Origin of the sequence: Actinocorallia longicatena, assembly GCF_039534125.1 — a bacterium.
Classification (GTDB): domain Bacteria; phylum Actinomycetota; class Actinomycetes; order Streptosporangiales; family Streptosporangiaceae; genus Actinocorallia; species Actinocorallia longicatena.
In genome coordinates this window covers 15,505-39,543 of the sequence record NZ_BAAAUV010000043.1, presented here as the reverse complement: position 1 = coordinate 39,543, position 24,039 = coordinate 15,505, and the positions used below count along the sequence as shown (strand labels likewise).

Sequence of the window (24,039 nt, the reverse complement as noted above, 5' to 3'; positions counted from 1 at the left end):
ACCCCCGCGGCAAGGAGCCCGCGCAGCGTCCGACGGCGGAGGACCTGCTCATGCGGCTGCTGGGCGGGCCGGCCGCGGTCCCCGTGCCCCCCGAGCCCGGCGTGCCGCCGACCGCGCTCCTCGCGGCGGGCGAGCAGCGCGCGGGCGCCGACGCCGCGACGACCGAGCGGTACGCCCACGTCCCGGCCCGATGGGACGGATCGGAGCGGCCGTTCGCACCGGTCCCGCCGCCCTACCGCCCGGCTCCCCTGATGGCCGTTCCCCGGCGGACGGCGTTCCGGCCCGGCATCGCCGTCCTGTCGGCCCTGTTGGCGGCGGTCCTGGTGGCCGGGGGCGCCGCCCTGGCGATCTACCTGACCGGCCAGGAGGACGCCTCCCTCACCGCCGTTCCGACCACGCCGTCCACCGGCCAGATCAGCACCCCGCCAGCGGACGAGGAGACGGAGACCCCGGAGCCGGCTCCGGACGCCACGAGCCCCTCCGCCGTCCAGACGCCGCCGCCCACGACCCCGCCGCCCGCGCACGTCACCCTCGTCTGCACCGACGAGAGCCCGTACGCGATCCCGCCGGGCAAGAGCGGCGGGATCGGCTTCAGCTCCACCGGCGGGCCGCTCGGCTGGAACGCGGTCCTGGACGGGCCCGGCTCCCTGTCGAGCAGCACCGGCACGACCACCGCCGGCGTCAACGCCTTCGTCACCTTCAGCCTCACCCCCGACGAACGCGCCGCGGGCGGCCAGGCCACCATCACCGTCAACGCGAGGAACGGCGGCGCCTGCCGGCGGCAGATGACCTGGGAACCGGCGCCCACCTCGCCGCCGGTGACCGTCGAGCCGACCGCCACCGCCACCGCGGAAGCGGGCTGAGGGAAGAGAATCTTCCGGACGGGCGGTCGAAATCGGGCTCCGGGTTCGTCGTCCGGGTGACGACAGCCTGAGAAGAGGAGCCGAGGATGCGGTACATGCTGCTGATCACCGACGACGGGAACGGGGCGGGGCCGGAGGAGATCGCCGCCTCGCCGGGTTACCGGGAGTGGGACACCGCGCTCGCCGGGCGCGGGATTCCGCACGCGGGCGTCCGGCTGCGGCCGGAGGGGGCGGTCGTCCGGGTGCGGGGCGGCGAGACGCTCGTCACCGACGGGCCGTTCGCCGAGACCACCGAGCAGATCGCCGGGTTCGAGATCGTCGAGTGCTCGGATCTCGACGAGGCCATGGAGACGGCCGCCGCCCACCCCTCGTCCGCGGGCTTCGCGATCGAGATCCGTCCCTTCCCGGAGGCCTGAGATGAAGTTCCTGCTGCTGGTGCGCGTCCACGAGGACCTGGCCCCCGGGGAGTTCGTCGATCCGGAACCGTGGATCGCCGAGGCCGGGACGCGCCGCCTCGAGGGCGGGCCGCTCGCCTGGAAGAGCGACGCGACGACCGTCCGGGACTCGGGGGCCCTCGTCAGCGACGGGCCGTTCGCGGAGACCAAGGAGCAGGTCGCCGGCTACGACGTCCTCGAGTGCGCCGATCTGGCCGAGGCCGTCGCGATCGCCGCGAGGCACCCGGTCGCCGCGTTCGGCGCCATCGAGGTGAGGCCGTTCTGGACGGCGTGAAGGCCGCGCTGGAAGAGGCCTTCCGCACCGAGCGGGGCCGGATCGTCGCGACGCTGATCCGGCTCACCGGTGACTGGGACCTCGCCGAGGAGTGCGCGCAGGACGCCTTCGCGCGCGCCCTCGGCGCCTGGCCCCGGGACGGCGTGCCGCTCCGTCCCGGGGCCTGGCTCACCACCACCGCCCGCAACCTCGCGCTGGACCGGCTCCGGCGCGGCACGGTCGAGGCCGCCCGGCTGCGCGACCACTCCGTGACAACCGCAGCCGTGACGGCCGCAGCCGAGCCGCACGCCCGGCTCGAGGAGGACGCCCAGCGTGAGGAGGACGACGTCGTGCCCGACGACCGGCTGCTGCTGATCTTCACCTGCTGCCATCCCGCGCTGTCGATGGAGGCCAGGGTCGCCCTGACCCTGCGCACCCTCGCCGGGCTGACCACCGCCGAGATCGCCCGCGCCTTCCTGGTCCCCGAGGCGGTCATGGGCCAGCGGATCGTCCGGGCCAAACGCAAGATCCGCAACGCGGGCATCCCCTACCGGATCCCGCCCGCCCGGCTGCTCCCCGAGCGGACGACCGCGGTCCTGGCCGTCCTCTACCTGCTGTTCAACGAGGGCTACTCGGCCGGTTCGGGCCCCGAGCCGACCCGGCCGGGCCTGACCGCGGAGGCGATCCGGCTGGCCCGGGTGCTCGCGGACCTCATGCCCGGCGAACCGGAGGCGCGAGGCCTGCTCGCCCTGATGCTCCTGCACGACTCGCGCCGGGAGGCCCGCATCGACGACGCCGGTGATCTGGTCACCCTCGAGGCCCAGGACCGCTCCCGGTGGGACCGCGCCGCGATCGACGAGGCCCTGGCACTGCTCGACGCCGATCCCCCGGAGCGTCCCGGACCGTACCTGCTCCAAGCCGCGATCTCCGCCTGCCACGCGGTCGCCGCGGAACCGGCCGACACCGACTGGCGGAGCATCGCGCTGCTGTACCGCCGGCTGTCCGCGCTCAACCCGTCGCCGGTGATCGAGCTCAACCGCGCCGTGGCCGTCGCGATGGCCGAGGGCCCCGAGGCGGGCCTGGCCCTGCTCCCCCCGCTCGAGCCCCGCCTCCCTGGCTACCACCTGCTGCCCGCGGCCCGCGCCGACCTCCTGCGCAGGCTCGGCCGCCACGCCGAGGCCGCACTGGCCTACGAGAGCGCCCTGGCGCTGGCCCCGACCGACGCCGAGCGCCGCTTCCTGCGACGGCGGGCGACGGCCGCGTCGGCTCAGGCGGCTCCACCGTCGTCAGAGGGCCGTGAGGAGGGCGGCGGTCCAGTCGCGATAACCGCGGGTGGAGGGATGGAAGTTGTCTCCGGCGAACTTGCCGGGCCAGGGGGCGCGGAAGCGCCGGGAGACCGCGGCCACGGAGAAGGCGCGGCCGTGGGCGGCCGTGTGGATGGTGGTGTTGATCCGGGTGACGTAGCGGCCCAGGGCTGAGAGGCGGCCGGAGGGGACGGGAAGGTCCAGGACGGTGGTGGCGGCCGGGAGCTCGTCGACGAGGGAGCGGTAGGCGGAGGCCAGCTTCGAAGGCGGGGTGTACAGGATGTCGTTGGCGCCCACGCCGCAGGTGACCAGGGCCGGCCGGGGAAGGCGTGCCAGCCGCGGGAGCTGGTCGCGCAGGACGTGGGCGATGCGGGCACCGGAGACGCCGAGGTTGACGATCCGCCATTCGGTGCCGGTGGTCTCGGCCAGGCGCGCCCTGGTCTGGCCGACGTAACCGCCGAGAGGATGATGGGCCCCCAGTCCCAGGGCCGTCGAATCACCCAGGACCACCCAGAGGGGGCCGCCCGATTCCAGGGCCGCGGCGTTCTGGCTGCGCCAGAAGTCGGCGTAGGACATCCGCTGGTCCCGGACCGCGACCACGCCGTCGCACCAGCGGCCCATCGGGCCGCGGTGCGGGGCCTCCGGCCGGGCGAAGCGGGAGGCGGCCATCCCGATGACGCCGATCAAGTCGCTCAACACGTCTCCAACCATCCGTGAACAGTGGAGGGTGAGCGTATGTCCTCAAGGTGAACGGACCGCCCCCAGGCGGTCCTAGCCGAACTCCAGGAGGGGGACGTCGTACATGTGGGGCTGCTTGGGACGGAGCATCCTGGGCTCGAGGACCTCGACGACGACGAGTTCGGTGACGAACTGCACGGTGGCGCCCAGCAGGTGGCTGGTGAGGCCCGTCGCGGACTGTTCCTTGAGGCCCATCGAGGCGTGGACGTGCGGGAGGACCTGGTCGGTGTCCGGGTCGTAGGCCAGGGAGCCGCAGCCGATCGCCTCGACGTTCGTCACGTGGACGTTCGACCAGACGGGGGCCATCGGGTCCTCGACCCGGGTGCAGGTGCCGACCAGGTCGGCGTCGGAGAAGGCGGCGAGGAACATCGGGATGTAGCCCTGCCTGACCTCACGGGCCTTGCAGAAGTCGGCGAGCGCGGTGAAGAAGTCCTCGCCGAGGTCGAAGATCACGCCGAAGGTCCTGCCGGTGGTCAGTTCACTGCTGCGCATGGGCGTTCTCCCGGATCGGTACCGCGGCCGGGCCGCCGGCCGCCGCGTGGAAGGCGGCCGCGGCTCCCGCGATCAGTGCGTCGTGGCCCGCCGGGGCGAGCAGGGTGATCCCGTGCGGGCGGCCGATGGCCGTCATGCCGCCGGGGACGGAGATCGCCGCCAGGTCCAGCAGGTTGGCGAAGGTCGTGTAGTGACCGAGCGTGCGGTTGCGGCCGATCGGGTCCTCGCGCAGTTCGGCGACCGTGTAGGTGGTCGGGACCGTCGGCACGACGAGGGCGTCGATCCGCCGCCAGGCCGGGAGGGTCTCGGCCCGCAGCGCCTGGAGGGCGTGCAGGTCGGTGAAGGCGTCGACGGCGCTGAGCGACCGGCCGGGCCGCAGGACCCGGCGGGTCACCGGATGGACGGCCTCGGGATGGCGGTCGGTGAACTCGCCGATCGCGCTCAGCCGCTCCGCGAGGAAGGCGCCCCCGTACAGCAGCTTCCCCGCCTTCAGGAACGGCTCCAGCTCGACCTGGACGAGCGTGTGCCCCAGCTCGGCCAGCCGGGCGAGCGCCCCCTTGAACGCCATCGCGGCGGCGGCGTCGCCGAAGAACTCGGGCCTGCGCGGGATGCCGAGCCGCAGCGGCCCCGCCGCGACGGTCTCCGCGGGCACCGGCAGCGGACGCGACCAGGGATCGCCGTCCTCGAACCCGCCGATGACCCTGAGCACGGTCAGGGCGTCGGCCACCGATCCGGCGAAGACGCTCGCGCAGTCCAGCGAGGCGCAGGCGGGGACCATGCCGAGGGTGCTGACCAGGCCGCGGCTCGGCTTCAGCCCGACCGTCCCGGTGAGGGCGGCCGGGACCCGGCCGGAGCCCGCGGTGTCGGTGCCTATGGCGAACGGCACCAGCCCGGCCCCGACGGCGACCGCCGACCCCGACGACGAGCCGCCCGAGATGAGGCCGGGGACCAGCGGCGACTCGCACGTCCCATAGGGGCTGCGGGTGCCCGACAGGCCCGTCGCGAACTGGTCGAGGTTGGTCTTGCCGATGAGGATCGCCCCGGCCCCGCGCAGCCGCTTCACCAGCGGGGCGCTCTCGGCCGGGGTGTAGGCGTATTGCGGGCAGCCGGCCGTCGTGGGCAGGCCCGCCACGTCGATGTTGTCCTTCACCGCGTACGGGATCCCGTACAGCGGCCCGCCGGGCAACGCGGCGGCCTCGGCGAGGACCTCCTCGCGCGGTCTCAGCAGGATCCAGACCCCGTCGTCGCCGCGTCGGGCGATCCGGTCGTAGACCTCGGCCACGGTGTCCTCGGGCCGGGCCGTCCCGGCGCCGTAGCGCCGGGACAGCTCCGCGATGTCGTTCATGTGCCTCCCAGGGTGGCGAGCAGGTTCGAGGAGTGGGCGATCGCGCCGAACACCCCGCCCTGCATCGTGATCATCTTGAGTGCGGCCTCGTAGTTGCCGGTGTCCGTCGCGCCGGTGCAGTCGGTGAGCAGGAGGCACTCGTATCCCCTGTCGTTGGCGTCGCGCATGGTCGTGTGCACGCACACGTCCGTGGTGATGCCGGTGAGGATGATGTGCGTGATCCCGCGCGTCCGCAGCAGCAGGTCGAGGTCGGTGGCGTAGAAGGAGCCCTTGCCCGGCTTGTCGATGACGATCTCGCCCGGCAGCGGCGCGACCTCCTCGACGATCTCCCAGCCGGGCTCGCCCCTGACCAGGATGCGGCCCTGCGGCCCCTCGTCGCCGATGCCCGCCCCGATGCCCTTCGACCGCCACAGCTTGTTCGGCGGGCAGTCCGACAGGTCGGGCCGGTGCCCCTCGCGGGTGTGGACGATCGTGAATCCGAGGGGACGCAGCGCCGCCAGCAGCCGCGCCGTCGGCTCGAGGCCCGCCCGGGTCAGCGCGAGGTCGTAGCCCATCGCGTCGACGTAGCCGCCCTTGCCGCAGAAGTCGACCTGCCAGTCGATGCAGATGACGGCGGTCCGCTCGGGGGTGAACCGGCCGTCGTAGGGCCAGGAGTAGGGTTCGGCCACCACCGGACCGTAACTCGCGCTCATTTCGCCGCCGTGACTTCCGCGTCTTCGGCAGGTGACGCCAGCGCCTCCGGAGGCGCTTTCGCGAAGCGGCCCTTCAGCTCGGAGTACCCGAACGCCAGCAGCAGGACGGCCGCCAGCAGGTAGCCGAGGGCCACCTGGCCGTCGGCGTTCCACTCGACCTTCTCGCCGTGGATCAGCCCGATGAACGACAGCACCGCCCCGGCCGTGGCGTATCCGGCCGCCCACAGGAACTTCCGGTCGATGATGAAGGCCACGATGGCCCCCAGCACCAGGCCGGCGAGGATCGCGCCGCCACCGAGCAGCTTGAGCCCGGTGTAGACGACGCCCGCGCCGAGCAGCTTGTCCTCCCCGAGCGTCGCCGCCGAGGTGCCGGCCGCGCTGAGAACGTTGTCCATCAGGCCGGTCGCCCACGAGGCGATGTTCGGGATGAGCGCCATGACCACCGCGATCGCGTGGATCTTCGGCACCTCCTGGAAGGCCTGGGCGCCGATCAGCAGGCCGATGTAGAGCAGGATCGGGACGATCGCGGGTGTCGGCAGCAGCGCCCCCAGCAGGGAGAAGAAGCCGAGGAAGCAGAACAGCGCGATGACGACCCCGCTGGCCAGCGAGTAGGACGTGCGGCCGCCCGCCGCCTTCCAGCCGGGGTGCCCGATGTAGACCGCGGGCGGGAACGGCGAGCCGAGAGCGGCGCCGACGACCGCGCCGGCACCGTCGGCGATCAGGACGGCCCGCAGGTTGTAGTCGTCACCGGCGACCGAGGCGCTCTCCACGTTGGTCATGCCCTCGGTGAAGTTGTAGATGCCCAGCGGGATGGCCGTCGCCAGCAGCGGCGAGACCTCCTTGAGCCCGTCGATCAGAAGATCGAGCTGGAGGGTCGGCAGGCCGATCCCGATGTCCTTGGCCGCCGCGGTGACGTCCGCGGTGTCCATGTAGCCGCCGATCCAGCCGATCGCGGAGCCGACGAGCAGCGCCGCGAGCCCGACCGGCATCCCGAACGGCAGCTTCAGGTCGGTGAAGAAGCCGATCAGGATGATCACCATGACGGGGAGGGCGATCCACAGGGCCTCCCACATCTGGGCGGCGGGCCGCATCGAGATGAAGGCGATCGAGATGCCGGCCAGGGTGCCGAGCATCGCGGCCTGCGGGGTGTACTTGCGGATGTAGGGGCCGACGAACGCGCCCGCCAGGACGATCAGGCCGATGATGAACGCCCAGGCGATGCCGGCCGTCCAGGCCTTCACCGGGTCCTTGGTCGACAGGTAGGTGGGCAGCATGACCACGAACGTGACGATGAACATGTGCGGCACCGACGGCCCGTAGGGCATCGCGCAGACGTCGGTGCGGCCCTCCTTCGCCGCCAGGCGCCGGGCCAGGTAGGTGTAGTAGACGTTCCCGATCAGCAGCTGGATGCCCATCGCGGGCAGGATGACGCCGAAGACGTCGCTGCCCGGGATGTTGATGACGCCCAGGCACAGGCCGGTCAGCACCAGCACGTTGACCATGACGTTGAAGCCGAGCCCGAAGAAGGCGTTGGTGTCGCCGCCGGTCCAGTACGGCAGCTTCAGGCCGTCCTTCTCCGGGGTGTCGGTGGGCGTGGTCGTCACGGAAGGACCTCCAGGAACTGCTTGGACGCGGCGACCCATCCGAAGATGCCGCCCTGCGCTGAGAACATGCTGAGCCCGACCGTCTGGAACTCCTCGAAGTAGGAGCCCACGCAGTCGGACAGGATGAGGCACTCATAGCCCCGGTCGTTGGCCTCGCGCACCGTGGTGTGCACGCACACCTCGGTGGTCACTCCCGTCACGACGAGGCTCGTGATCCCCCGGGACTCCAGCAGTTCCTGGAGCCCGGTGGCGTAGAACGAGCCCTTGCCCGGCTTGTCGATGACGGTCTCGGTGGGAAGCGGCTTCAGCTCGTCGATCAGGTCGTGGCCGTACTCTCCGCGGACGAGGATGCGGCCCTTGGGGCCCGGATCCCCGATCCGCAGCGACGGCGCGCCCCGGTTGAGCTTGGCCGGCGGGCAGTCCGAGAGATCGGGCTCGTGCCCCTCCCGGGTGTGGACGACGAGCATCCCGGCCGCCCGCGCCGCCGCCAGGACCTCCTGGAGGGGCGGAATGACCTTTCTCAGCATGCCGACGTCGTTGCCGAGGGTCTCCCCGAAGCCCCCCGGCTCCACGAAGTCCCGTTGCATATCGATCAGAACCAGTGCGGTCTTTGAGATGTCGAAACCGAACGCGTAGGGCTCGGCCTCGACGGAAAGCATCGTCATGGCGACTCCGTCTCTCCCCCGATCTCCTAACCGTCGATTGTCGACAGAAATATGTCGGGGGCGGCCGCCGCCGGTTACAGGCGCGTTAGCACCACCTCACCGGGGACACGCCTGTTCAGGAGATGTACGTGCGGGCCCCGTGGGACGCCAGTGCGGTCAGGGCGGTCTCCGCGTCCCCTGAGGCGACGGCCTCGTAGAGGCGGCGGTGCCGGATGACGCCCTCGGCCGGGGTGCGGAGGGTGGCGGCCTCGCGCTGGAGGTTGGCGGCCATGTAGATCTGGAGCTTGAGGATCACCGGCTCGTAGACGTGCAGGAGCTGGCGGTGGCCCGACAGGCCGACCAGGGCCAGGTGGAAGGCGCGGTGAGCCTCGTTCTCGGTGAGGGCGTCACCGGACTCGGCCGCCCTGGCCATGCCCTCCAGCGCCTGGGACAGGGGCTTCAGCGAGACGGGCCCGGGAAGCGCGGTCTCGACGGCGTAGCGCTCCAGGACGTCGCGCAGCCCGAACAGCTCGTCGACGTCCTGCGCCGACAGCTCCGCCACCCGGACGCCGCGCCGGGGCAGGTGCTCGACGAGTCCCTGCTGGCCCAGCAGGCGCAGCGCCTCGCGCAGGGGCGCCCTGCTGATGCCGAACCGGGCGCAGATCTGCTCCTCGATGAGCCGCTCCCCCGGTGCGTGCGCGCCGCTGAGGATCTCGTCGCGGAGCCGCCGGACGACCAGTTCGACCAGGCTCGGGGGCTCCAGCGGGTCCAAGCGGGCACCTCAGTTCTGTCGGGCGTACCTCAGGAACAGGTGGTCACCATCCTGCCTCACTCCCGACAGGGCCAGCTCCACGCCCACCGGCGGGCCCTGCAGGATCCGCTGCGACGAGCCTCCGACCAGGTGCGGGCTGACGGTCAGGCAGAGCTCGTCGAGGAGGCCGGCGGCGGCGATCTGGGCGAGGACGACCGGTCCCCCCTCGCACAGGAGCCGGGTGAGGCCGAGAGCGTGCAGCTCCTGGAGGCCGTCGGCGAAGTCCACCGAGGAGCGGCCCGCAACGATCACCTCGGCGTGCCTTCTGGCCTCGGCCAGCCGGGGGGCGTCCTCGACGGTCAGCAGGATGGTCCGGCCGCCGAAGAAGGGGGCGTCGAAGTCGAGGTCCAGGGTCCGGGAGACGACGATGAGCGGCTTGCCGTCCTTGACCGGGCCGTACCCCTCGTCGCGGACCGTCCCGGCGCCGACCAGGACCGCGTCGGCCAGGCCGCGGAGGTGGTGGAAGAGAGTGTGGTCGGCCTCTCCCCCGAGCGGCCCGGTCTTGCCGTCGGCTCCGACGGCCGCGCCGTCGATGCTGGCGATCATGTTGGCGCGCAGCCAGGGGCGGTCGGCGGGGTAGGCGTAGTCGTCCATGAGAACCATCTTCCCCCGGCGGGGCCGCACGATCGACTCCGTCGCCGCGCACCCTGCCGGATGTCGTGCCGACGGCCCCGACCCCAGGGGTCGGCACGTGGCCCGTGACGGTCGGCACTATGCTCTACCTGTTGTTCAACCCCTTGTCGAAAGGCCTAACGAGATGTCTGCTGGCGGTCACGGTGGTAGCCCCAAGTCCTGGGTCGCGGTTTCCGTGATCTTCATCGGCTTCCTCATCGGCGGCCTCGGCCTGCCGCTGCAGAACTGGCCGATGTTCTGGGCCGGCTCGGGGATCGCGGTTCTCGGCGGGGTGCTCGCCCTCGTCTTCGGGATCATGGAGGACGTCGTCCTCGACGAGCCCGTCCGGCAGTGACCGGACGCCAGGAGATGATCCTGGCCGGGCGGATCGCGGCCCGGTAGACCGGACGCGATCCGCTCCACGCGGGCGGAGGACGGACGCACCCGGATAAAGTCGTCCTCGACTCATCTTGGGAGGCTGAAGTGATCCGCACGGCGGCGGTGTGCGCGGCGGCCGCGATGGTGGCGACGTCGATCTCCGCCCCCGCGGCCTCGGCCTCGGCTCGCCAGCGGTGCGTGGTCGGCACCTGGAAGCTGACCAAGGCCTCGCTCCGGGTGGACTCCGCCTCCACCCACCTGCGCATCACCGGCGGGGCGGGGGCCGTCCTCAGGTTCGACGGCGCGACCGCGACCCACTCCTTCGCCCGGTCCAAGAAGCTCGGCGAGACCGGGACGACCGGCAACCGCAAGGTCGTCGGCTGGCTGCTCTACCGCAGGTCGCTCAGCGTCCCCACCAGGGTCTCGGGCTCCCGGCTGGTCGGGAACGTCGCCCGGGCCGGCGGCGGCGCCACCCTGAAGCTGCACCAGAGCAGGCCGCTGACCTACGATCCCGCGGCGCAGAGCGTGGTGACGCTGCTCCAGTCCGGCGAGTTCAGCGGAATCCCCTACACCGCGGCGTTCTCCTGCAAGGCCCGCGCCCTGAAGCTCACCCAGCGGGTCGACTACGGCGGCAGGACCCTGCGGGGAACCTGGACCTACCGCCGCGCCTGACCTCCCTCAGCTCACTCCGGCGAAGGCCAGGGCCTCGATCAGGCTGTCCAGGACGGGCACCCCGGCCAGCTCCAGTTCCTCGCGGCGCTGCATCCCGCCGGTGTAGAGGACCGCGTGCGCCCCGACATGGGCCGCGGCCACGGCGTCGTCCGCGGCGTCGCCGATCACCAGGACGTCCGCGGGGTCGACGCCGAGCTGCGCCACGTGCACGGCCATGTGCTCGGCCTTCCCGCCCCCGGCGGCTCCGCGCAGGCCGTCGACCCGGCGGAAGAACGGAGTGATCCCGAACTTCTCCACCGTCAGGACGAGGTGGTCGTGCCCGGCCATCGACAGGATCGACTGGGTGCGTCCCGCGCCCTCCCACAGAGTCAGGGCGCGCTGGGCGTCCACGGCCAGGAGCGCCTCGGCGAACAGCCGCTCGTAGTGGTCGTGGAAGAGGGCGTCGAGCCGCTCCCACTCCCCCTCGCGCAACGGCCGCCCGAGCAGCGCCTCGTAGGTCACCCAGATGGGCCGCGTGTAGGCCGCGACGACCTGCTCGGCGGTCACGCCGTCGGCCTCCGTGCCCCGGAACACCTCGTAGGTGGCGCCGAGGACGGCGTCCCGGTCGTTGAGCAGGGTTCCGTTCCAGTCCCAGACAATGTGCTTCACATCATCCAGCCTAGAAGACCTGCCAAGCGGTTTTCCTGGCGGAAGATCCCCCGACGCGACGAGGGCGGCGGCCACCCGTGGTGCCGCCGCCCGCCGTCGCCGAGCCGTCGAGCTCTCAGGCGTTCTTGATCGCCGAGATCTCGAACTCGAGGTTGACCTTGTCGCTGACCAGGACGCCGCCGGTCTCGAGCGCGGCGTTGAAGGTGATGCCGAAGTCGCTGCGGACGATGCCGACCGAGCCCTCGAAGCCGATCCGGGTGTTGCCGAACGGGTCCTTGGCCGAGCCCTGGTACTCGAAGTCGACCGTGACGGGCTTGGTGACGTCCTTGATCGTCAGGTCGCCGGTGACGCGGAAGACGTCGTCGCCGGCCTGCTCGACCGAGGTGGAGGCGAAGGTGATCTGCGGGTACTTCTCGACCTCGAGGAAGTCGTTGGTGCGCAGGTGGCCGTCGCGCTGCTCGTTGCGGGTGTCGATGCTGACGGCCTCGATGGTGAGCTGTACCGACGACTGCGACGGGTTCTCGCCGTTCACCACGGCGGTGCCGGTGAAGTCGTTGAAGGAGCCACGGACCTTGGTGACCATCGCGTGACGGGCGGAGAAGCCGATCCGGGTGTGAGCCGTGTCGAGCGTGTAGGTGCCGGTCAGCGCGGTGTAGTCGGTGGACATGTCTGCCTCCTCAGAAGTTGAACTCTCAAGTCAGAGCCTACTCCGGATTGGTGACGTGTCAAGTAAACTCGCCGACATGACCGAGCGGCTCTCTGACCAGGAACAACGAACATGGCGCGGATTTCTTCGCCTGCACCGGGACCTCATGGCGTCTCTTGCCCGCCAGTTGACCGAGTCCGGGATCTCCGCCGCCGACTTCGAGGTCCTCGTGAACGTCTCCGAGGCTCCGGATCACCGGCTGCGGGTGTCCGCGCTGGCCGAGACGATGGGGTGGGAGCGCAGCAGGCTGTCGCACCAGCTCACCCGCATGGAGAAGCGCGGGCTCGTGGCGCGGGAGGAGTGCCCCTCCGACGCCAGGGGCGCCTTCGTGACGCTGACCGCCCCGGGCCTGTCCACCTTCGAGGCGGCGGCCCCGGGGCATGCCGAGACGATCAGAAGGCGGCTGTTCGCCCCGCTCGGCCCGTCCGGGGCCGAGGCCCTCGAGGAGATCACGAGGAAGGTCCTGGACGGGCCGGGCCGGGCGGATCAGCCGTCAGCGGGGGTCGGCGTGTCGAACGCCACCACCTGCTCCTCGGAGTCCGGGATGTAGGGCAGGACCTGCGTCGACAGCGACGACTCCTGCTTGACGCCGCGCCGCATCAGGGCGAGCTGGTGGTGCACGTTGCCGTTGTCGCGCAGGAGCTGGTCGTTGTCGGCCCGCAGCCGCTCGATCCTGCGGGCGAGCCGCCGGTAGACGACCACTCCCCCGATGAGGAGCCCGACGGCCAGTGCGCCGAGGGTCGGCATCACCAGCGCTCCCACGACGGCGACCACCACCAGGATCCCCAGGGTCAGCGCCCTGCCGTGCCGTTCCGCCCAGTCCCACGCGGCGTCGACGCGCTTCGGGATCCTCACTCCGTGCCTCCTCGGGTCCACTGCCTGAGCAACAGCTAACGGCACAACCGTGACCGCGAGTTCCCTTCCGGCCCCTCCGGGCGCCAGAAGAGTCCGAGGTCACAGGGGCGAATACCCGATACCAGCACAAAGATGTGACGTCAGGGTGCTCTCCGTCGGCCGCGACGATGCCGGGATGGCGGTCTCCGGGGGTCTTCTACGATCGGGGGATGGAAGATCTGATTCACCGGCCGAGTGCCCGGGTGCTGCTCGTGGACGAGCGCGACCGGCTGCTGCTGTTCCGGGACAAGGCCGAGGGCGGGCGGTGGTTCACGCCCGGCGGGGGGATCGATCCCGGGGAGAGCGTGGTCGAGGCCGGGGTGCGGGAGCTGCGCGAGGAGACGGGGCTGGTCGTCGCGGCCGAGGACCTGGGGCCCGTCGTGGCGACCGCCCGCGGCTACTGGCAGGGGGACTGGGACGGCAGGATGCGGTGGGCGGTCGACTCCTACTTCTTCCACCGGGCGGCGTCCTTCGAGCCCGACACCTCCGGGTTCACCCACTACGAACGCGACTTCATCGCCGAGATCCGCTGGTGGACCCAGGACGAGCTGGCGGCGGACGTCGAGGCCGTCGTGCCGCACGGTCTCCAGGAGCTGCTTCCGCCGCTGCTGCAGGGCACCGCGACGGGCGGGCCCGTCGAGCTGCCCTGGCACCACCCGGAGTTCGCCCACCTCACCCCGCCGCCGTCCTAGCGGCGGGGCTACGGGGCGAGGGTCAGGGTCAGGGGGGCGGGGTCCGGCTGGGCGAAGGCCAGGGGGCCGCAGTCCCGGAAGGCCGGGAGGGTGAAGGTTCCCGCCAGGGTGCCGCCGGTGGAGATGCTGATCGCGTCCGAGGCGAGGTCGAGCACCGCGGGCGACTCCGTGCGGCAGTCCGGGCCGCCCGCGAGGGTCGCGCCGAGGAACTGCACCGCCGGGAGGCGGACCTCGCTCTTCACCCGCACGCTCAGCGGGCCGGGGCCGTACCAGGAGACCCCGTTGGTGATCACCTCGAGGGCGGGGCGGCCGAACTCCACCACCGAGGTGAACGGGATCCCGTACAGCCGGAGGTCAGCCTGGGTGCGGCCGAGGCTCAGGTGCGCGGCGAAGCCGGAGTCGTTCCGGTATCCGTTGCCCCCGAAGGTCCCGGTGACGGGCAGGGACGCGCCGATCGCGGGCGCGTGGGCCGTGCCGCCGAGCTTGAGGGTGAAGCCGAACCAGTCGGGGCGGACCGAGCCCGGCCCCTCCGGCTCGGCCACCAGCGGGGCGCTCAGCCGCGAGGCGTGGCCCGCGGCGTCCCTGGACCTGACCCTGAACGTCGAGGAGCCGTAGTACAGCTCGGTGACGACCGCCGTGGTGCCCGTCACGTGCTGGGAGTACATGTCGTCGACGTAGAGGTCGTAGCCGGTGACCTCCGTGTCGTCGGAGGCGGCGGGCCACGAGAGCGTCACGGTGAACCGGCCCGCCGACTCCAGCGACGGGCGTCCTGGGACGGTCGGCGCGGTGTCCGCGGCCGCCGCGGGCGGGACGGGCCCGGCCAGGACGGCCAGGGCGGCGAGGGCGGCGGTGCTGAGGAACCTTCTCACGGGGTGGCCTCCCGGGCGCCGAGATCGAGGGTCAGGTCGTTGCCGGGACCGGAGAAGACGCTGGTGGCGAAGGTGCCGAACGATCCGCAGGTGCCGAACGCCGGAATGTCCACGACGCCCCTCAGCGAGCCGCCTCGCTCCCTGTCGTAGGGGCCGGTGAGCTTCGGGGTGATCGTCGCCGCGCAGGCCGGGGTCCGCAGGGTGACCCCGAGGACGGTCAGCGTCGGCAGTTCCAGCCGCCAGGTCAGCGGCCCCGCCGTCATGACCCCGTTCACCGTGGAGCCGGTCGTCCGGGTCAGCGGGACGATCTCCAGCTCCGCCGTGACGGCCAGGAAGCCCCAGGCGGTCCCGGTGATCGTGGTGGGGGCGATGTCGGTCTGCGCCTCGAGGAAGCCCCCGGTCAGGTACCGGCCCTCGATCGATCCGCCGAGCGCGGCGGTGCCGCCCCCGGTCCGCAGCGAGCCGCTGAGCCGCTGCCGGACGGGCCAGGACGACCTGACCGTCGTGAACGTCACGGGCTCGCTCGGCGCGGACAGGTTGCCCCGGAGGTCGTAGGCGCGCACGGTGAACGTGTAGGTGGTCGCCTGGGTCAGCCCGATGACCTGCACCCCGCTCGTGCTGGGGTAGGGGTGGTCGCCGACGACGCGGTCGCCGTCGTAGACCCGGTAGCCCCCGACGGCCGTGTCGTCCGTCGCGGGGGTGAAGTCGAGGCTCACGAGCGTGTCGTAGATCCTGGCGGCCACCGGGCCCCCCGGCGCGGCCGGCGGCACGGTGTCAGGGCCGGGCGGCCCGACCTCGACGTGGCCGACGGGCGCGTTCCCGGAAGGGTCGAGGTCGCAGGTGCCCTTGTCCGCGCCGACCTCCACCTTGACGCCCGTGAGCAGCCAGTACAGGTCGAGGGAGGAGGACCGGAGGATCTGGGCCGTCACCGAGGTCCGGCCCGTGAGCGACACCTGGCCGCCGGCGGAGACGCCGGACGGCCCGAACGCGGTCGTCAGGTCCCGGTAGTCCCTGCCGCCCACGCCGCGCAGGTCCAGGGTCGACACCTGGCTCGCCCTCGCCGTGATCGGCACCGGCGGAGGGGCCACCGCGAAGGAGAGCGTGACATCGAGCTCCACCTCGAACCGCTCGCCCGCCGCGACCTTAGCCGGGACGTCGGCGGTGACCCGGAGCGTCGCCGGGACGGCGGACGCCCCTGGCAGGACGCACTTCAGCCCGACGTCCTTGGTCACCGGCAGGGCCGCGGCCGGGGCGGTGCCGAGGGCGGTCAGTCCGCCCAGCAGGACGATCAGGGCCATCGCTCTGGCGACGGATCTCATGTGGCTCACCTCGAGCCGAACCTATGAGCGTTTCCCTACCCGCCGGTAGCCACTCGGCCGCGCATTCTCTCCTCCGCTTTGTGCCGAATGCGCGATCCGCTCAGCGGCGCCGCGTGGTGTGCCTTGTGGGCTCGGCGGTCGTCGGATCCTCGGGCCAGGGGTGCTTGGGGTAGCGGCCGCGCAGGTCGGAGCGGACGGAGCGGTAGCCGTTCGACCAGAACGAGGCCAGGTCGGCGGTGACGGCGGCCGGGCGTCCCGCGGGCGAGAGCAGATGCAGCAGGACGGGCACTCCCGCGAGTTCGGGAGTGGCCTTCCAGCCGAAGACCTCCTGGAGCTTCACCGCGAGCACCGGCTGGTCACCGGAGTAGTCGACCCGGTGGGAGGAGCCGGAGGGCACGGCCAGGCGTTCGGGGGCGAGCTCGTCCAGCCGGGACGCCTCCGGCCAGGGCAGCAGGCCTCGCAGCAGGGCGAGAACGTCGATCCTGGCCGGGGTCGTGGTCAGCCAGCCGTCCGCGCGGGCCAGCAGGGCCTCGTCGTCGACCGCGGGCCAGGGATCGCCGAGCGCTCGGTGCAGGAAGCCGAGCCTGGTACGGAGGGCCTTCGCCGCCTCGGTCCAGGTGAGGACGCCGAGGCCGTCGCGGCGCAGGGCCCGTACGAGGGCGGCCTGGACGGCGCCGGGATCGGGACGCGGCTGCGGCTTGGCGTGGAGCTCGATGGCGCCGAGCGACTCGACCGTCCTGGCGACGATCTTCCGGCCGTCCCAGGTGACCTCGTCGCCGATCCGGTGGAGGGACGCGGCGGCCTCGCGGGCCGTCGTCTCGTCGATCTCCACGGCCTGCCTGACCCGGGCCGACGGGCTGCCGGCCTGCCGGTCGGCGACGGCGATCGCCAGCCACGGCGCCTGTGCCAGGGAGCCGGGGGCGTCGGCTGCCGTCCCGGAGGCCATGAGGTGGCCGCCCGACGGCCGCCTCCGCGCGACCCGCTCGGGGAAGGCCAGCGCCACGACCAGCCCCGCGGCCTGGTCGCCCGGTGCGCCGGCGCCGGCGACCGGCTCCGGCAGCGCCCGTTCCAGCCGGGCCGCCTCCTTCTTCCAGCGCGGATCGTGCCGCAGCGACCGCCAGGCCGCCGCGAGGTCCGCGGGCGCCTCACGGGGCAGCGGCTCCGACAGCAGCGCGACGAACTCCGCCGCCCGCCGGGATCCGATCACCGGGGCCGAGTCCAGGAGGGCGCGGCCGAGCCGGGGATGGACGCCCATGCGGTTGAGCAGCCGTCCGCGCCGGGTGGCCCGGCCGTCGGCGCCGACCGCGCCGAGGGCCCGCAGGGTCTCCCCCGCCACGGTCATCGCGGCCTGCGGCGGCGGGGTCAGCAGCGCGAGACCGGAGGCGTCGGGATCGCCCCAGCACGCGGCCTGGAGCGCGAAGGAGGTGAGGTCGGCCAGGGCGATCTCCGGCTGCGGCCAGGGGTCCAGCCGCTCGGCCTCCGGCCAGCACCGGTAGACCGCGCCGGGCGCCTCGCGGGCGGCCCGGCCCGCACGCTGCTCGGCCGCGGCCCGCGACACCCGGACGGTGGTCAGCGAGCCGAGCCCGCGCGCGAGGTCGGTTCGCGGCTCGCGGGCCAGCCCGGAGTCGACGACGGTGCGGATGCCGGGGATCGTGAGGCTCGACTCGGCGACGGCGGTCGCCAGGATCACCCGCCGCTCCCCCGACGGGCTCAGCACCGCGTCCTGGACGTCGGCAGGGGACTGCCCGTGCACCTCCAGCACGTTCAGCCCGCCGAGCTTCGCCGCGACCCTGCGGAGTTCGCCGACGCCCGGCAGGAAGCACAGGACGTCGCCCTCGCGTTCGGTGAGCGCCCGCCGGACCGTCGCGGCCACATGGTCGAGCAGCGCCGGATCGACGCGCAGCCCGTGCGCGGGGGCCACCGGCCTGAGCGGGGGCGCCCAGATCTCGGTGAGGGGATGCAGCACGGAGGACGCGGTGACGACGGGCGCGCCGCCCAGCAGCCCGGACCACAGGCCGGCGTCCGCGGTGGCGCTCGCCGCGAGGATCCGCAGGTCGGGCCGGAGCGTCTCACGCACCTCGAGCAGGAAGGCGAGCGCGGTGTCGGCGTCGAGATGCCGCTCGTGGCACTCGTCGATGACGACCGTGTCCACCCCGTCGAGCTCCTGGTCGTGCTGGAGCCGCTGGAGCAGGACGCCGGTCGTCACGACCTGCACCCTGCCGCCCGGAACGTGCTCGCCGCGGACCGTGAACCCCACCGACCCGCCGACGGGTTCCGACAGCATCCAGGCCATCCGGCGGGCGGCCGCCCGCGCGGCGATCCTGCGCGGCTCGGCGACCAGGACCCGTCCGGGCAGCGACAGCGGCACGAGGGTGGTCTTGCCGGTCCCCGGCGGAGCCGTCAGCACCGCCAGACCGCCGTCCAGGGCCGCCGCCAGCTCGGGCAGGACCGAGCGGATCGGCAGGTCGTCACCACGCATGTGATCAGGATAGGCGGCCGGAAATACCCCGGCCGTGCCCGGCGTTGCCGCCGGTATGGGAACCGACAGCGGCCTGAAGGCCGAACGCGGCGCGAAGCGGGTCAGGGCTCAGATCGGCGGCGTCACCATCGCCGACACCGCGCGCCCGCTGCTGGTCTGGCACAACCCGCGCTACCCGGCCTACTACTTCCCCGTCGAGGACGTCGCCGACGGTCACCTCGACGAGAAGAAGATCAAGAACTTCGAGGGCTTCGGCGACCACGTGACGTTCCCGTGGAACCAGGTCGACGCCTGGTTCGAGGAGGATGAGGAGATCTTCGTCCATCCCCGCAGCCCCTACACCCGGATCGACGTGCTCCAGAGCTCCCGGCACGTCAGGGTCGTCGCGGGCGGCGTCACCATCGCCGAGTCCGACGCGCCGAGGATCCTCTTCGAGACCGGTCTCCCGCCGAGGATCTACCTGCCCAAGACCCACGCCCGGATGGATCTTCTGGAGCCCACCGGCACCGTCACCCACTGCCCCTACAAGGGGCGCGCGGAGTACTGGGCGTTCGATGCCGAGGGCGAACGGATCGAGGACGTCGCCTGGTCCTACCCGGCCCCGCTGCCGGAGTCGCAGAAGATCATCGGCCTGCTCTCGTTCTACCCCGACCGGACCGAGATCTACGTCGACGGGGAGCGCTGGTGACCCACGCCGACTTCGACGTGATCCGCCGCCTGCTCTGGGAGAGCGGGACCTGGGCCTTCGTCGGCCTGTCCGGAAACCCGGACCGGACCGCCTACCAGCAGGCCGAGCTGCTCCAGCAGCGCGGAAAGAAGATCATTCCGGTGCATCCGTCGCGCGCGGAGGTCCTGGGCGAGCCCGCCTACGCGACCCTCGCCGAGGTGCCGGTGCCGATCGACGTGGTCGGGGTCTACCGGCGCACCTCCCAGGCGGGCGCGGTGGTCGACGAGGCCATCGCGGCCGGCGCCAAGGCCGTCTGGCTGCCCCTCGACGTCATCGACGAGGCGGCGGCCCGGCGGGCGAGCGACGCGGGTCTGGACGTCGTGATGGACCGATGTCCCGCCGTCGAATGGACACTCCGGCACAGAAAGTAAAAGACGGTTAGGGTGTCGCGCATGACGGAGGAGACCCGCAAGCGCCAGCCCTTCCGCCGTCTGGCCGCCGACCAGCGCCGCGAGGAGATCATCAACGCGGCGATCAACCTGTTCGGCAGCCGGTCGGAGGAGGAGGTGTCGATCGACGAGATCGCCGCCGCCGCCGGGACCTCCCGCTCCTCGCTCTACCGTCATTTCGAGGACAAGGGCGAGCTCTATCTCGCCTCGATGCGCACCCTGAGCACCGAGCTGGTCGCCCGGCTCGACGCGGTGGCCTTCGGCGGCTCGCCGTCCCAGCAGCTCGCGGACCGCATCACGGTCTACTTCGACTTCCTGGAGGAGTACGGCGTCGGTTACGCCGACCTGCTGCAGATGAGCATGCACGTGCCGTCGCAGGAGGCCATCAAGCTCGCCTCCGAGGTCCGCGACCAGGTCTTCCAGCTCACCTACGAGACCCTGGAGATCGCCGAGCCGCCCGCCGCCCTCCGGATCGGCCTCCAGGCGTGGATGGCGGGGCTCGAGTGGACGGCCATGGAGTGGCTCAGGGACCGGCGCGAGCCGCGCTCCCAGGTCGAGGTGCTCATGCAGGTGCAGTTCGCCTCGATGCTGGTCGGGGTCGCGGCCTACGACCCCGACGTCGCGATCAAGCTGGACTGGATCCTGGAACAGGAGCCGCCGGGCAGCCCGGCGGCCCTCTTCGTCCGCAGCCTCCTCGACGCCGTGACCCTGCGGATGATCGGCAACTGCACCCGGATGCTCGGACCCGGTTAGTCAGCCGGCCCTGCCGAGGGCGTGCCTGGTGCGGAGGATCATCTCGATCTCCAGGCAGCGCTGCGGATCGCTCAGATCCGGGCCGAACAGCTTCTCGAGCTGGCGGAACCGGTAGCGGACGGTCTGCGGGTGCACATGCATCCGGCGGCCGGCCTCGGTGGCGTTGAAGTTGTGCGACAGCAGCGACAGGAGCGTCTCGGTCAGGCGCTCGCGCTGCACCAGGGGAAGGCCGTCGAGCGGAGCCAGGCGGGTGGTGGCCATCGCGTCGAGGAGGTTCTTCGCGCCGAACATGACGAGGGTCGTCACATGGTCGGCGCAGTGGACGAGGCGGTCGCCGTCGATGACGCCGCGCTCGACCAGGGCGAGCGTCTCGCGGGCCCAGCGGTGGGACTCCGCGGCCCGCTCGACGGGCACGGGCATCCCGACGACGACGATCCACTCGCGCAGCAGGGGCTTGAGCAGGCTCGCGCGTCCCGGCCCCTCGGGGTCGGGGATCAGCACGCACGGCTGGTTGCGCCCCCAGTCGACGAGCAGGCCGTCGGGCAGGAGGCGGGGGGTCTGCTGGGACCTGTCGCGCGGGGACAGCACCGCGGCGGCGACCGTTCCCGGGACGGTCCAGCGGGCCTTGTCCGCGGCCCCCGCCACGGACTCCCTGTCGGGCCGCGGCTCTGCCAGCAGCAGCGACAGCAGGGAGGCGCGCCTGCGGGCCAGCACCTCGGGCGAGGCCTCGCCCTCGGACTCGTGGCCGAAGCGGACGGCGGCGGTGACCGCGTCCATGTAGCTGAACTGGGCGTCGGCCAGCAGGCCGATGGTCTTCCTGTCGATGTCGAGGGTGTCGAGCACGTCCTTGACGCTGCGCCACATCGCCCGGCCCGCCTGCCGGAGCGCGTGGTGGACCTCGTCGGGGCTGCGGCCCTCGCGGGCCAGGCGCTTGCCCATCTCGACGTAACCGGGCGACAGCCTGGCCCAGCCGCCGTGCGGGTCCTCGGCCAGCTCGGCGAAGTGGTTCAGGCCGCCCATGACGCCCTCGCGGACGCGGGCGCCGACGGCGGGATCGGCCCATTCGGTCTCTGCCTGGTGCAGCTCCTTCACGATCTCCTCGCCGACCCGCACGAGATCGATGCGGAGATGGCGTGCCAGCCGGAACGGGATGGCCTCGAAGGGACGGGCGTCAAAGGGGGGTGGGGTCATGGGTGGGGCTCCTCTGTGACACACGGGGTCCTACAGAGTCACCCAGGATGCGCGCGAGCGCTTGTAAGAACCGGAGCAATATGAGGCCCCTCACCATCGTTCGACTCACTACGGGATCCCGAGTCCCACAAGCTCACCCCGATCAGTGCCCCCCATGCCAAATTCCGTTCCGTACTTCATGACCTGAGTGACTGGCGCCACAGGGATCTTTCCCGGCACCATCTCCTACTAGCCTTTATCCCACCGAAGGGTCACGAACCATGACGCTCACCTCCCCCTCCCCCCGTTCGGATCTCGAGACGCTCACCGAGCTCGAGCCGATCGTCGCGAAGGAGATCGACCGCCACCTGGCGGCGGCCGACGAATGGTTCCCCCACCAGTACGTTCCGTGGAGCCAGGGCCGCGACTACGACGGCCCCATGGGCGGGGAGGGCTGGGAGCCGGGCGACTCCAAGGTGAGCGCCGAGTCGCGCGAGGCCCTCCTGGTCAACCTGCTGACCGAGGACAACCTCCCGGGCTACCACGCCTCCCTGAAGCTGACCCTCGGCCAGGACGGCCCGTGGATGTGGTGGGCGAACCGCTGGACCGCCGAGGAGAACCGGCACGGCATCGTGATCCGCGACTACCTGACGGTGACGCGGGCCATCGACCCGATCGCCCTTGAGCGCGCCCGCATGCACCACATGCAGGAGGGCTACGACGCCGCACACGGCACCGACCCCATTCGCGGCCTCGCCTACGTCTCGTTCCAGGAGCTGGCCACCCGGGTGTCGCACCGCAACACCGGCAAGGTCTCCGGCGACCCGTTCTGTGAGGCGATGATGACCCGCGTCGCCAAGGACGAGAACCTGCACATGATCTTCTACCGGAACATGCTGAAGGCGGCGTTCGAGCTGAACCCCTCCGCCACCATGTGCGCCGTCTCCGACGTCGTCCGGGAGTTCCAGATGCCGGGCCACGCCATCGACGGCTTCATGCGCAAGTCCGTCCAGATCGCCAAGGCCGGCATCTACGACCTGCGTCTGCACCACGACGACGTCCTCTCGCCCGTCCTGCGGTTCTGGAACGTGTGGGACATGGAGGGCCTGAACGCCGAGGGCGAGCAGGCCCGTCTCGAGCTCTCGGCGTTCATGCAGAACCTCGACGAGGCGGCCACCAAGTTCGAGGACCGCCGCGCCGCCCAGCGCGCCCGCGCCGAGGCCCGTCAGGCCTGAGCCCCTAGTCCTCCTCCGCGCCCTCCGGATTGAGGGTGAGCCAGCCGTGCAGGACCATGTGGAGCTCGAGCCGCTGGGCGGGGTCGTACATCCCCTCGCCCAGCAGGCCCTCGAGCTGCCTGACCCGGTAGCGGATGGTCTGGGCGTGCATGTGCAGCCTGGTGGCGACCTCGGTCGCGTTGAACCCCGATTCCAGGCAGGCCAGAAGCGTCCTGGCCAGCACGTGGCGCTGGCGGGGCCGCAGCGAGAGCAGCGGCCCGAGCCGCCGCTCGGCGACCTGCCCGACCAGGTCCTCCTGCCGGAGGATCACCAGGGACGGCAGGTGCTCGGTGGCGATGACCAGGTCGTCGGTCGGGACGAGCCCCCGCGCGGCGAGACCCAGGCCCTGCCCGGCCCAGTCGCGCGATCGGGCGGCCTCGGTCAGCGGGACGGTCGGCCCCGCGACCGCGATCCACTCCTTCAGCCCGTGCTCCAGCATCTTGCGCCGCCCGGGACCGTCGGGGTCGGGGACGAGCACGCACGGCTGGTCGAGGTGCAGGCCCACCAGCACCTCCGACGGCAGCGCCGGACGCCGCGGGCTGGTGCCCTCGCGTTCCAGCACCGCCACCACCGCGACCGTCTGGGGCAGCGCCCAGTCGGTCTTGGCCGCCAGTTCCCTGATCTCCTTGGGCTCGGGTCCCGGCTCCAGGAGCAGGTCGAGCAGCCGCTTGCGCCGGCCCTGGAACTCCCCCACCTCACGGGCGCTGGCCTCGGTGTACCCGCGGGAGACGGCCTCGGCGAGGACGTCGATGTAGGCCAGCACCGACGCGGTGATCTGGCCGACGACCCGGCCGGGGACGTCGAGCCCCTCCTCCGGCGCGCGCTGGGAGATGAAGTCGACGGTCGCCCGTGTCGCCAGGCGCGCGGAGGTCTGCCACACCTCCAGGCTCACCCGGCCCTCGCGGGCCTCGCCGACGCCGAGGTCGTAGAAGAACTGGACGACCTCGGCCGAGTCCGCCTCCGGATCGACGATGAGATCGAACCAGTGCCCGACGGAGTACTCGACCGCCGACTGGATGACCTCGGAGTAGCGCGCGTCGTGCGGCCTGACGTAGTCGGGAACCTGGGTCTCGATGGCGAGCACGCCCAGCCGGGCTATCTCCGGCAACTGCGGCCGGAATATACGGACCAGCTCATCCAGAGTCCGCTTATTGGACTCATAATCCAAAATTCCTTGGAGAAGTCCCACGAAAGCCCCCCTTTCCCTATTCCTTTCTCTCGAAAGCGTAGGCAGGGCGACTTTTGTTACACATGGG

At 72.0% G+C, this 24,039-nt stretch carries 26 protein-coding genes and 2 pseudogenes; 12 read left to right on the top strand and 16 right to left on the bottom strand.

Annotated elements, in window-relative coordinates:
* From ABD785_RS38945 to ABD785_RS38930, 4 genes and pseudogenes are all read left to right on the top strand, one after another.
* A pseudogene (locus ABD785_RS38945) lies at positions 1-863 on the top strand (hypothetical protein); the annotation flags it as partial.
* 86 nt (positions 864-949) lie between these two features.
* Positions 950-1,279 (top strand): YciI family protein, encoded by a 330-nt coding sequence (locus ABD785_RS38940; protein ID WP_344839204.1) that lies wholly within the window; start codon positions 950-952, stop codon positions 1,277-1,279.
* A gap of 1 nt (position 1,280) precedes the next feature.
* Positions 1,281-1,592 carry a YciI family protein gene (locus tag ABD785_RS38935; RefSeq protein ID WP_344839202.1) on the top strand — a complete coding sequence of 104 codons (312 nt, stop codon included), beginning with the start codon at positions 1,281-1,283 and terminating at the stop codon, positions 1,590-1,592.
* On the top strand, positions 1,589-3,049 hold the full coding sequence (locus ABD785_RS38930; RefSeq protein WP_344839200.1) for an RNA polymerase sigma factor: 1,461 nt from the start codon (positions 1,589-1,591) through the stop codon (positions 3,047-3,049). The genes ABD785_RS38935 and ABD785_RS38930 overlap by 4 nt, the downstream gene beginning before the upstream one ends.
* Here ABD785_RS38930 and ABD785_RS38925 read toward each other — a convergent pair.
* The 8 genes and pseudogenes from ABD785_RS38925 to ABD785_RS38890 form a co-directional block, all read right to left on the bottom strand.
* Positions 2,948-3,451: pseudogene (locus ABD785_RS38925) on the bottom strand (SGNH/GDSL hydrolase family protein); the annotation flags it as partial. The gene ABD785_RS38930 and the pseudogene ABD785_RS38925 overlap by 102 nt on opposite strands.
* Before the next feature lie 195 nt (positions 3,452-3,646).
* A complete protein-coding gene (locus ABD785_RS38920) occupies positions 3,647-4,105 on the bottom strand; it encodes a PCC domain-containing protein (RefSeq protein WP_344839198.1) in 459 nt (152 codons plus the stop codon).
* Positions 4,092-5,450 carry an allophanate hydrolase gene (atzF, locus tag ABD785_RS38915; RefSeq protein ID WP_344839195.1) on the bottom strand — a complete coding sequence of 453 codons (1,359 nt, stop codon included), beginning with the start codon at positions 5,448-5,450 and terminating at the stop codon, positions 4,092-4,094. Before atzF ends, ABD785_RS38920 begins: the two co-directional genes overlap by 14 nt.
* Positions 5,447-6,118 (bottom strand): biuret amidohydrolase, encoded by a 672-nt coding sequence (gene biuH, locus ABD785_RS38910; protein WP_344839193.1) that lies wholly within the window; start codon positions 6,116-6,118, stop codon positions 5,447-5,449. The genes atzF and biuH overlap by 4 nt, the downstream gene beginning before the upstream one ends.
* Before the next feature lie 20 nt (positions 6,119-6,138).
* A complete protein-coding gene (locus ABD785_RS38905) occupies positions 6,139-7,746 on the bottom strand; it encodes a SulP family inorganic anion transporter (RefSeq protein WP_344839191.1) in 1,608 nt (535 codons plus the stop codon).
* Positions 7,743-8,411: a cysteine hydrolase family protein gene (locus ABD785_RS38900; RefSeq protein WP_344839189.1), complete on the bottom strand. Its 669-nt coding sequence runs from the start codon at positions 8,409-8,411 to the stop codon at positions 7,743-7,745. Before ABD785_RS38900 ends, ABD785_RS38905 begins: the two co-directional genes overlap by 4 nt.
* A 115-nt stretch (positions 8,412-8,526) precedes the next feature.
* Positions 8,527-9,162, bottom strand: a complete 636-nt coding sequence (locus tag ABD785_RS38895) for a GntR family transcriptional regulator (protein ID WP_344839188.1) — start codon at positions 9,160-9,162, stop codon at positions 8,527-8,529.
* A 9-nt stretch (positions 9,163-9,171) separates the two neighbouring features.
* Positions 9,172-9,795, bottom strand: a complete 624-nt coding sequence (locus ABD785_RS38890; RefSeq protein ID WP_344839186.1) for a dihydrofolate reductase family protein — start codon at positions 9,793-9,795, stop codon at positions 9,172-9,174.
* 163 nt (positions 9,796-9,958) lie between these two features.
* On the opposite strand from ABD785_RS38890, the gene ABD785_RS38885 reads away from it, so the two are divergent.
* Together ABD785_RS38885 and ABD785_RS38880 are read left to right on the top strand one after the other, a co-directional pair.
* Positions 9,959-10,168 carry an HGxxPAAW family protein gene (locus ABD785_RS38885; RefSeq protein WP_344839184.1) on the top strand — a complete coding sequence of 70 codons (210 nt, stop codon included), beginning with the start codon at positions 9,959-9,961 and terminating at the stop codon, positions 10,166-10,168.
* A gap of 128 nt (positions 10,169-10,296) precedes the next feature.
* Complete coding sequence (locus tag ABD785_RS38880) at positions 10,297-10,863, top strand: hypothetical protein (protein ID WP_344839182.1); 567 nt, start codon at positions 10,297-10,299, stop codon at positions 10,861-10,863.
* Positions 10,864-10,869: 6 nt separating this feature from the next.
* On the opposite strand, the gene ABD785_RS38875 is transcribed toward ABD785_RS38880, so the two are convergent.
* Both ABD785_RS38875 and ABD785_RS38870 read right to left on the bottom strand, forming a co-directional pair.
* A complete protein-coding gene (locus tag ABD785_RS38875) occupies positions 10,870-11,511 on the bottom strand; it encodes an HAD family hydrolase (RefSeq protein WP_344839180.1) in 642 nt (213 codons plus the stop codon).
* Between the two features lie 115 nt (positions 11,512-11,626).
* Positions 11,627-12,178, bottom strand: coding sequence for a YceI family protein (locus ABD785_RS38870; protein WP_344839177.1), 552 nt, complete (start codon positions 12,176-12,178; stop codon positions 11,627-11,629).
* 76 nt (positions 12,179-12,254) lie between these two features.
* Here ABD785_RS38870 and ABD785_RS38865 point away from each other — a divergent pair, with 76 nt between their 5' ends.
* A complete protein-coding gene (locus ABD785_RS38865) occupies positions 12,255-12,767 on the top strand; it encodes a MarR family winged helix-turn-helix transcriptional regulator (RefSeq protein WP_344839174.1) in 513 nt (170 codons plus the stop codon).
* Here the strand turns inward: ABD785_RS38865 and ABD785_RS38860 are convergent.
* Complete coding sequence (locus ABD785_RS38860; protein WP_344839173.1) at positions 12,704-13,072, bottom strand: hypothetical protein; 369 nt, start codon at positions 13,070-13,072, stop codon at positions 12,704-12,706. The genes ABD785_RS38865 and ABD785_RS38860 overlap by 64 nt on opposite strands.
* A 209-nt stretch (positions 13,073-13,281) precedes the next feature.
* On the opposite strand from ABD785_RS38860, the gene ABD785_RS38855 reads away from it, so the two are divergent.
* On the top strand, positions 13,282-13,803 hold the full coding sequence (locus tag ABD785_RS38855; protein WP_344839170.1) for an NUDIX hydrolase: 522 nt from the start codon (positions 13,282-13,284) through the stop codon (positions 13,801-13,803).
* 8 nt (positions 13,804-13,811) lie between these two features.
* Here ABD785_RS38855 and ABD785_RS38850 read toward each other — a convergent pair whose 3' ends face one another.
* From ABD785_RS38850 to hrpB, 3 genes are all read right to left on the bottom strand, one after another.
* A complete protein-coding gene (locus tag ABD785_RS38850; RefSeq protein ID WP_344839168.1) occupies positions 13,812-14,672 on the bottom strand; it encodes a fibronectin type III domain-containing protein in 861 nt (286 codons plus the stop codon).
* The gene (locus tag ABD785_RS38845; protein ID WP_344839165.1) at positions 14,669-15,991 is read right to left on the bottom strand and encodes a fibronectin type III domain-containing protein; all 1,323 of its coding nucleotides are present in this window, start codon (positions 15,989-15,991) and stop codon (positions 14,669-14,671) included. The genes ABD785_RS38850 and ABD785_RS38845 overlap by 4 nt, the downstream gene beginning before the upstream one ends.
* A 100-nt stretch (positions 15,992-16,091) precedes the next feature.
* Entirely contained in the window at positions 16,092-18,470 is a 2,379-nt protein-coding gene (hrpB, locus tag ABD785_RS38840) for an ATP-dependent helicase HrpB (RefSeq protein WP_344839162.1), read from the bottom strand.
* 55 nt (positions 18,471-18,525) lie between these two features.
* Here hrpB and ABD785_RS38835 point away from each other — a divergent pair, with 55 nt between their 5' ends.
* The 3 genes from ABD785_RS38835 to ABD785_RS38825 are packed head-to-tail and all read left to right on the top strand — an operon-like array spanning position 18,526 to position 20,339.
* On the top strand, positions 18,526-19,158 hold the full coding sequence (locus tag ABD785_RS38835; protein ID WP_344839160.1) for a DUF427 domain-containing protein: 633 nt from the start codon (positions 18,526-18,528) through the stop codon (positions 19,156-19,158).
* The gene (locus ABD785_RS38830) at positions 19,155-19,568 is read left to right on the top strand and encodes a CoA-binding protein (RefSeq protein ID WP_425547873.1); all 414 of its coding nucleotides are present in this window, start codon (positions 19,155-19,157) and stop codon (positions 19,566-19,568) included. Before ABD785_RS38835 ends, ABD785_RS38830 begins: the two co-directional genes overlap by 4 nt.
* Positions 19,569-19,589: 21 nt before the next feature.
* Complete coding sequence (locus ABD785_RS38825; protein ID WP_344839157.1) at positions 19,590-20,339, top strand: TetR/AcrR family transcriptional regulator; 750 nt, start codon at positions 19,590-19,592, stop codon at positions 20,337-20,339.
* Here the strand turns inward: ABD785_RS38825 and ABD785_RS38820 are convergent, their stop codons facing one another.
* The gene (locus tag ABD785_RS38820) at positions 20,340-21,530 is read right to left on the bottom strand and encodes a PucR-like N-terminal domain-containing protein (protein ID WP_344839155.1); all 1,191 of its coding nucleotides are present in this window, start codon (positions 21,528-21,530) and stop codon (positions 20,340-20,342) included. It abuts the gene before it with no gap.
* A gap of 260 nt (positions 21,531-21,790) precedes the next feature.
* Here ABD785_RS38820 and ABD785_RS38815 point away from each other — a divergent pair, with 260 nt between their 5' ends.
* The gene (locus ABD785_RS38815) at positions 21,791-22,744 is read left to right on the top strand and encodes an acyl-ACP desaturase (RefSeq protein WP_344839153.1); all 954 of its coding nucleotides are present in this window, start codon (positions 21,791-21,793) and stop codon (positions 22,742-22,744) included.
* A 4-nt stretch (positions 22,745-22,748) separates the two neighbouring features.
* Here ABD785_RS38815 and ABD785_RS38810 read toward each other — a convergent pair whose 3' ends face one another.
* Entirely contained in the window at positions 22,749-23,972 is a 1,224-nt protein-coding gene (locus tag ABD785_RS38810) for a PucR family transcriptional regulator (RefSeq protein ID WP_486303556.1), read from the bottom strand.
* Positions 23,973-24,039 lie beyond the last annotated feature (67 nt).

Excerpts from the sequence above, each read along its gene's own strand:
- ABD785_RS38865 (WP_344839174.1), top strand. The coding sequence starts at position 12,255 with ATGACCGAGCGGCTCTCTGACCAGGAACAACGAACATGGCGCGGATTT.
- ABD785_RS38935 (WP_344839202.1), top strand. The coding sequence starts at position 1,281 with ATGAAGTTCCTGCTGCTGGTGCGCGTCCACGAGGACCTGGCCCCCGGG.
- atzF (WP_344839195.1), bottom strand. The coding sequence starts at position 5,450 with ATGAACGACATCGCGGAGCTGTCCCGGCGCTACGGCGCCGGGACGGCC.
- hrpB (WP_344839162.1), bottom strand. The coding sequence starts at position 18,470 with ATGCGTGGTGACGACCTGCCGATCCGCTCGGTCCTGCCCGAGCTGGCG.
- ABD785_RS38855 (WP_344839170.1), top strand. The coding sequence starts at position 13,282 with ATGGAAGATCTGATTCACCGGCCGAGTGCCCGGGTGCTGCTCGTGGAC.
- ABD785_RS38900 (WP_344839189.1), bottom strand. The coding sequence starts at position 8,411 with ATGACGATGCTTTCCGTCGAGGCCGAGCCCTACGCGTTCGGTTTCGAC.
- ABD785_RS38835 (WP_344839160.1), top strand. The coding sequence starts at position 18,526 with ATGGGAACCGACAGCGGCCTGAAGGCCGAACGCGGCGCGAAGCGGGTC.
- ABD785_RS38845 (WP_344839165.1), bottom strand. The coding sequence starts at position 15,991 with ATGAGATCCGTCGCCAGAGCGATGGCCCTGATCGTCCTGCTGGGCGGA.
- ABD785_RS38890 (WP_344839186.1), bottom strand. The coding sequence starts at position 9,795 with ATGGACGACTACGCCTACCCCGCCGACCGCCCCTGGCTGCGCGCCAAC.
- ABD785_RS38825 (WP_344839157.1), top strand. The coding sequence starts at position 19,590 with ATGACGGAGGAGACCCGCAAGCGCCAGCCCTTCCGCCGTCTGGCCGCC.
- ABD785_RS38820 (WP_344839155.1), bottom strand. The coding sequence starts at position 21,530 with ATGACCCCACCCCCCTTTGACGCCCGTCCCTTCGAGGCCATCCCGTTC.
- ABD785_RS38870 (WP_344839177.1), bottom strand. The coding sequence starts at position 12,178 with ATGTCCACCGACTACACCGCGCTGACCGGCACCTACACGCTCGACACG.
- ABD785_RS38920 (WP_344839198.1), bottom strand. The coding sequence starts at position 4,105 with ATGCGCAGCAGTGAACTGACCACCGGCAGGACCTTCGGCGTGATCTTC.
- ABD785_RS38885 (WP_344839184.1), top strand. The coding sequence starts at position 9,959 with ATGTCTGCTGGCGGTCACGGTGGTAGCCCCAAGTCCTGGGTCGCGGTT.
- ABD785_RS38815 (WP_344839153.1), top strand. The coding sequence starts at position 21,791 with ATGACGCTCACCTCCCCCTCCCCCCGTTCGGATCTCGAGACGCTCACC.
- ABD785_RS38940 (WP_344839204.1), top strand. The coding sequence starts at position 950 with ATGCGGTACATGCTGCTGATCACCGACGACGGGAACGGGGCGGGGCCG.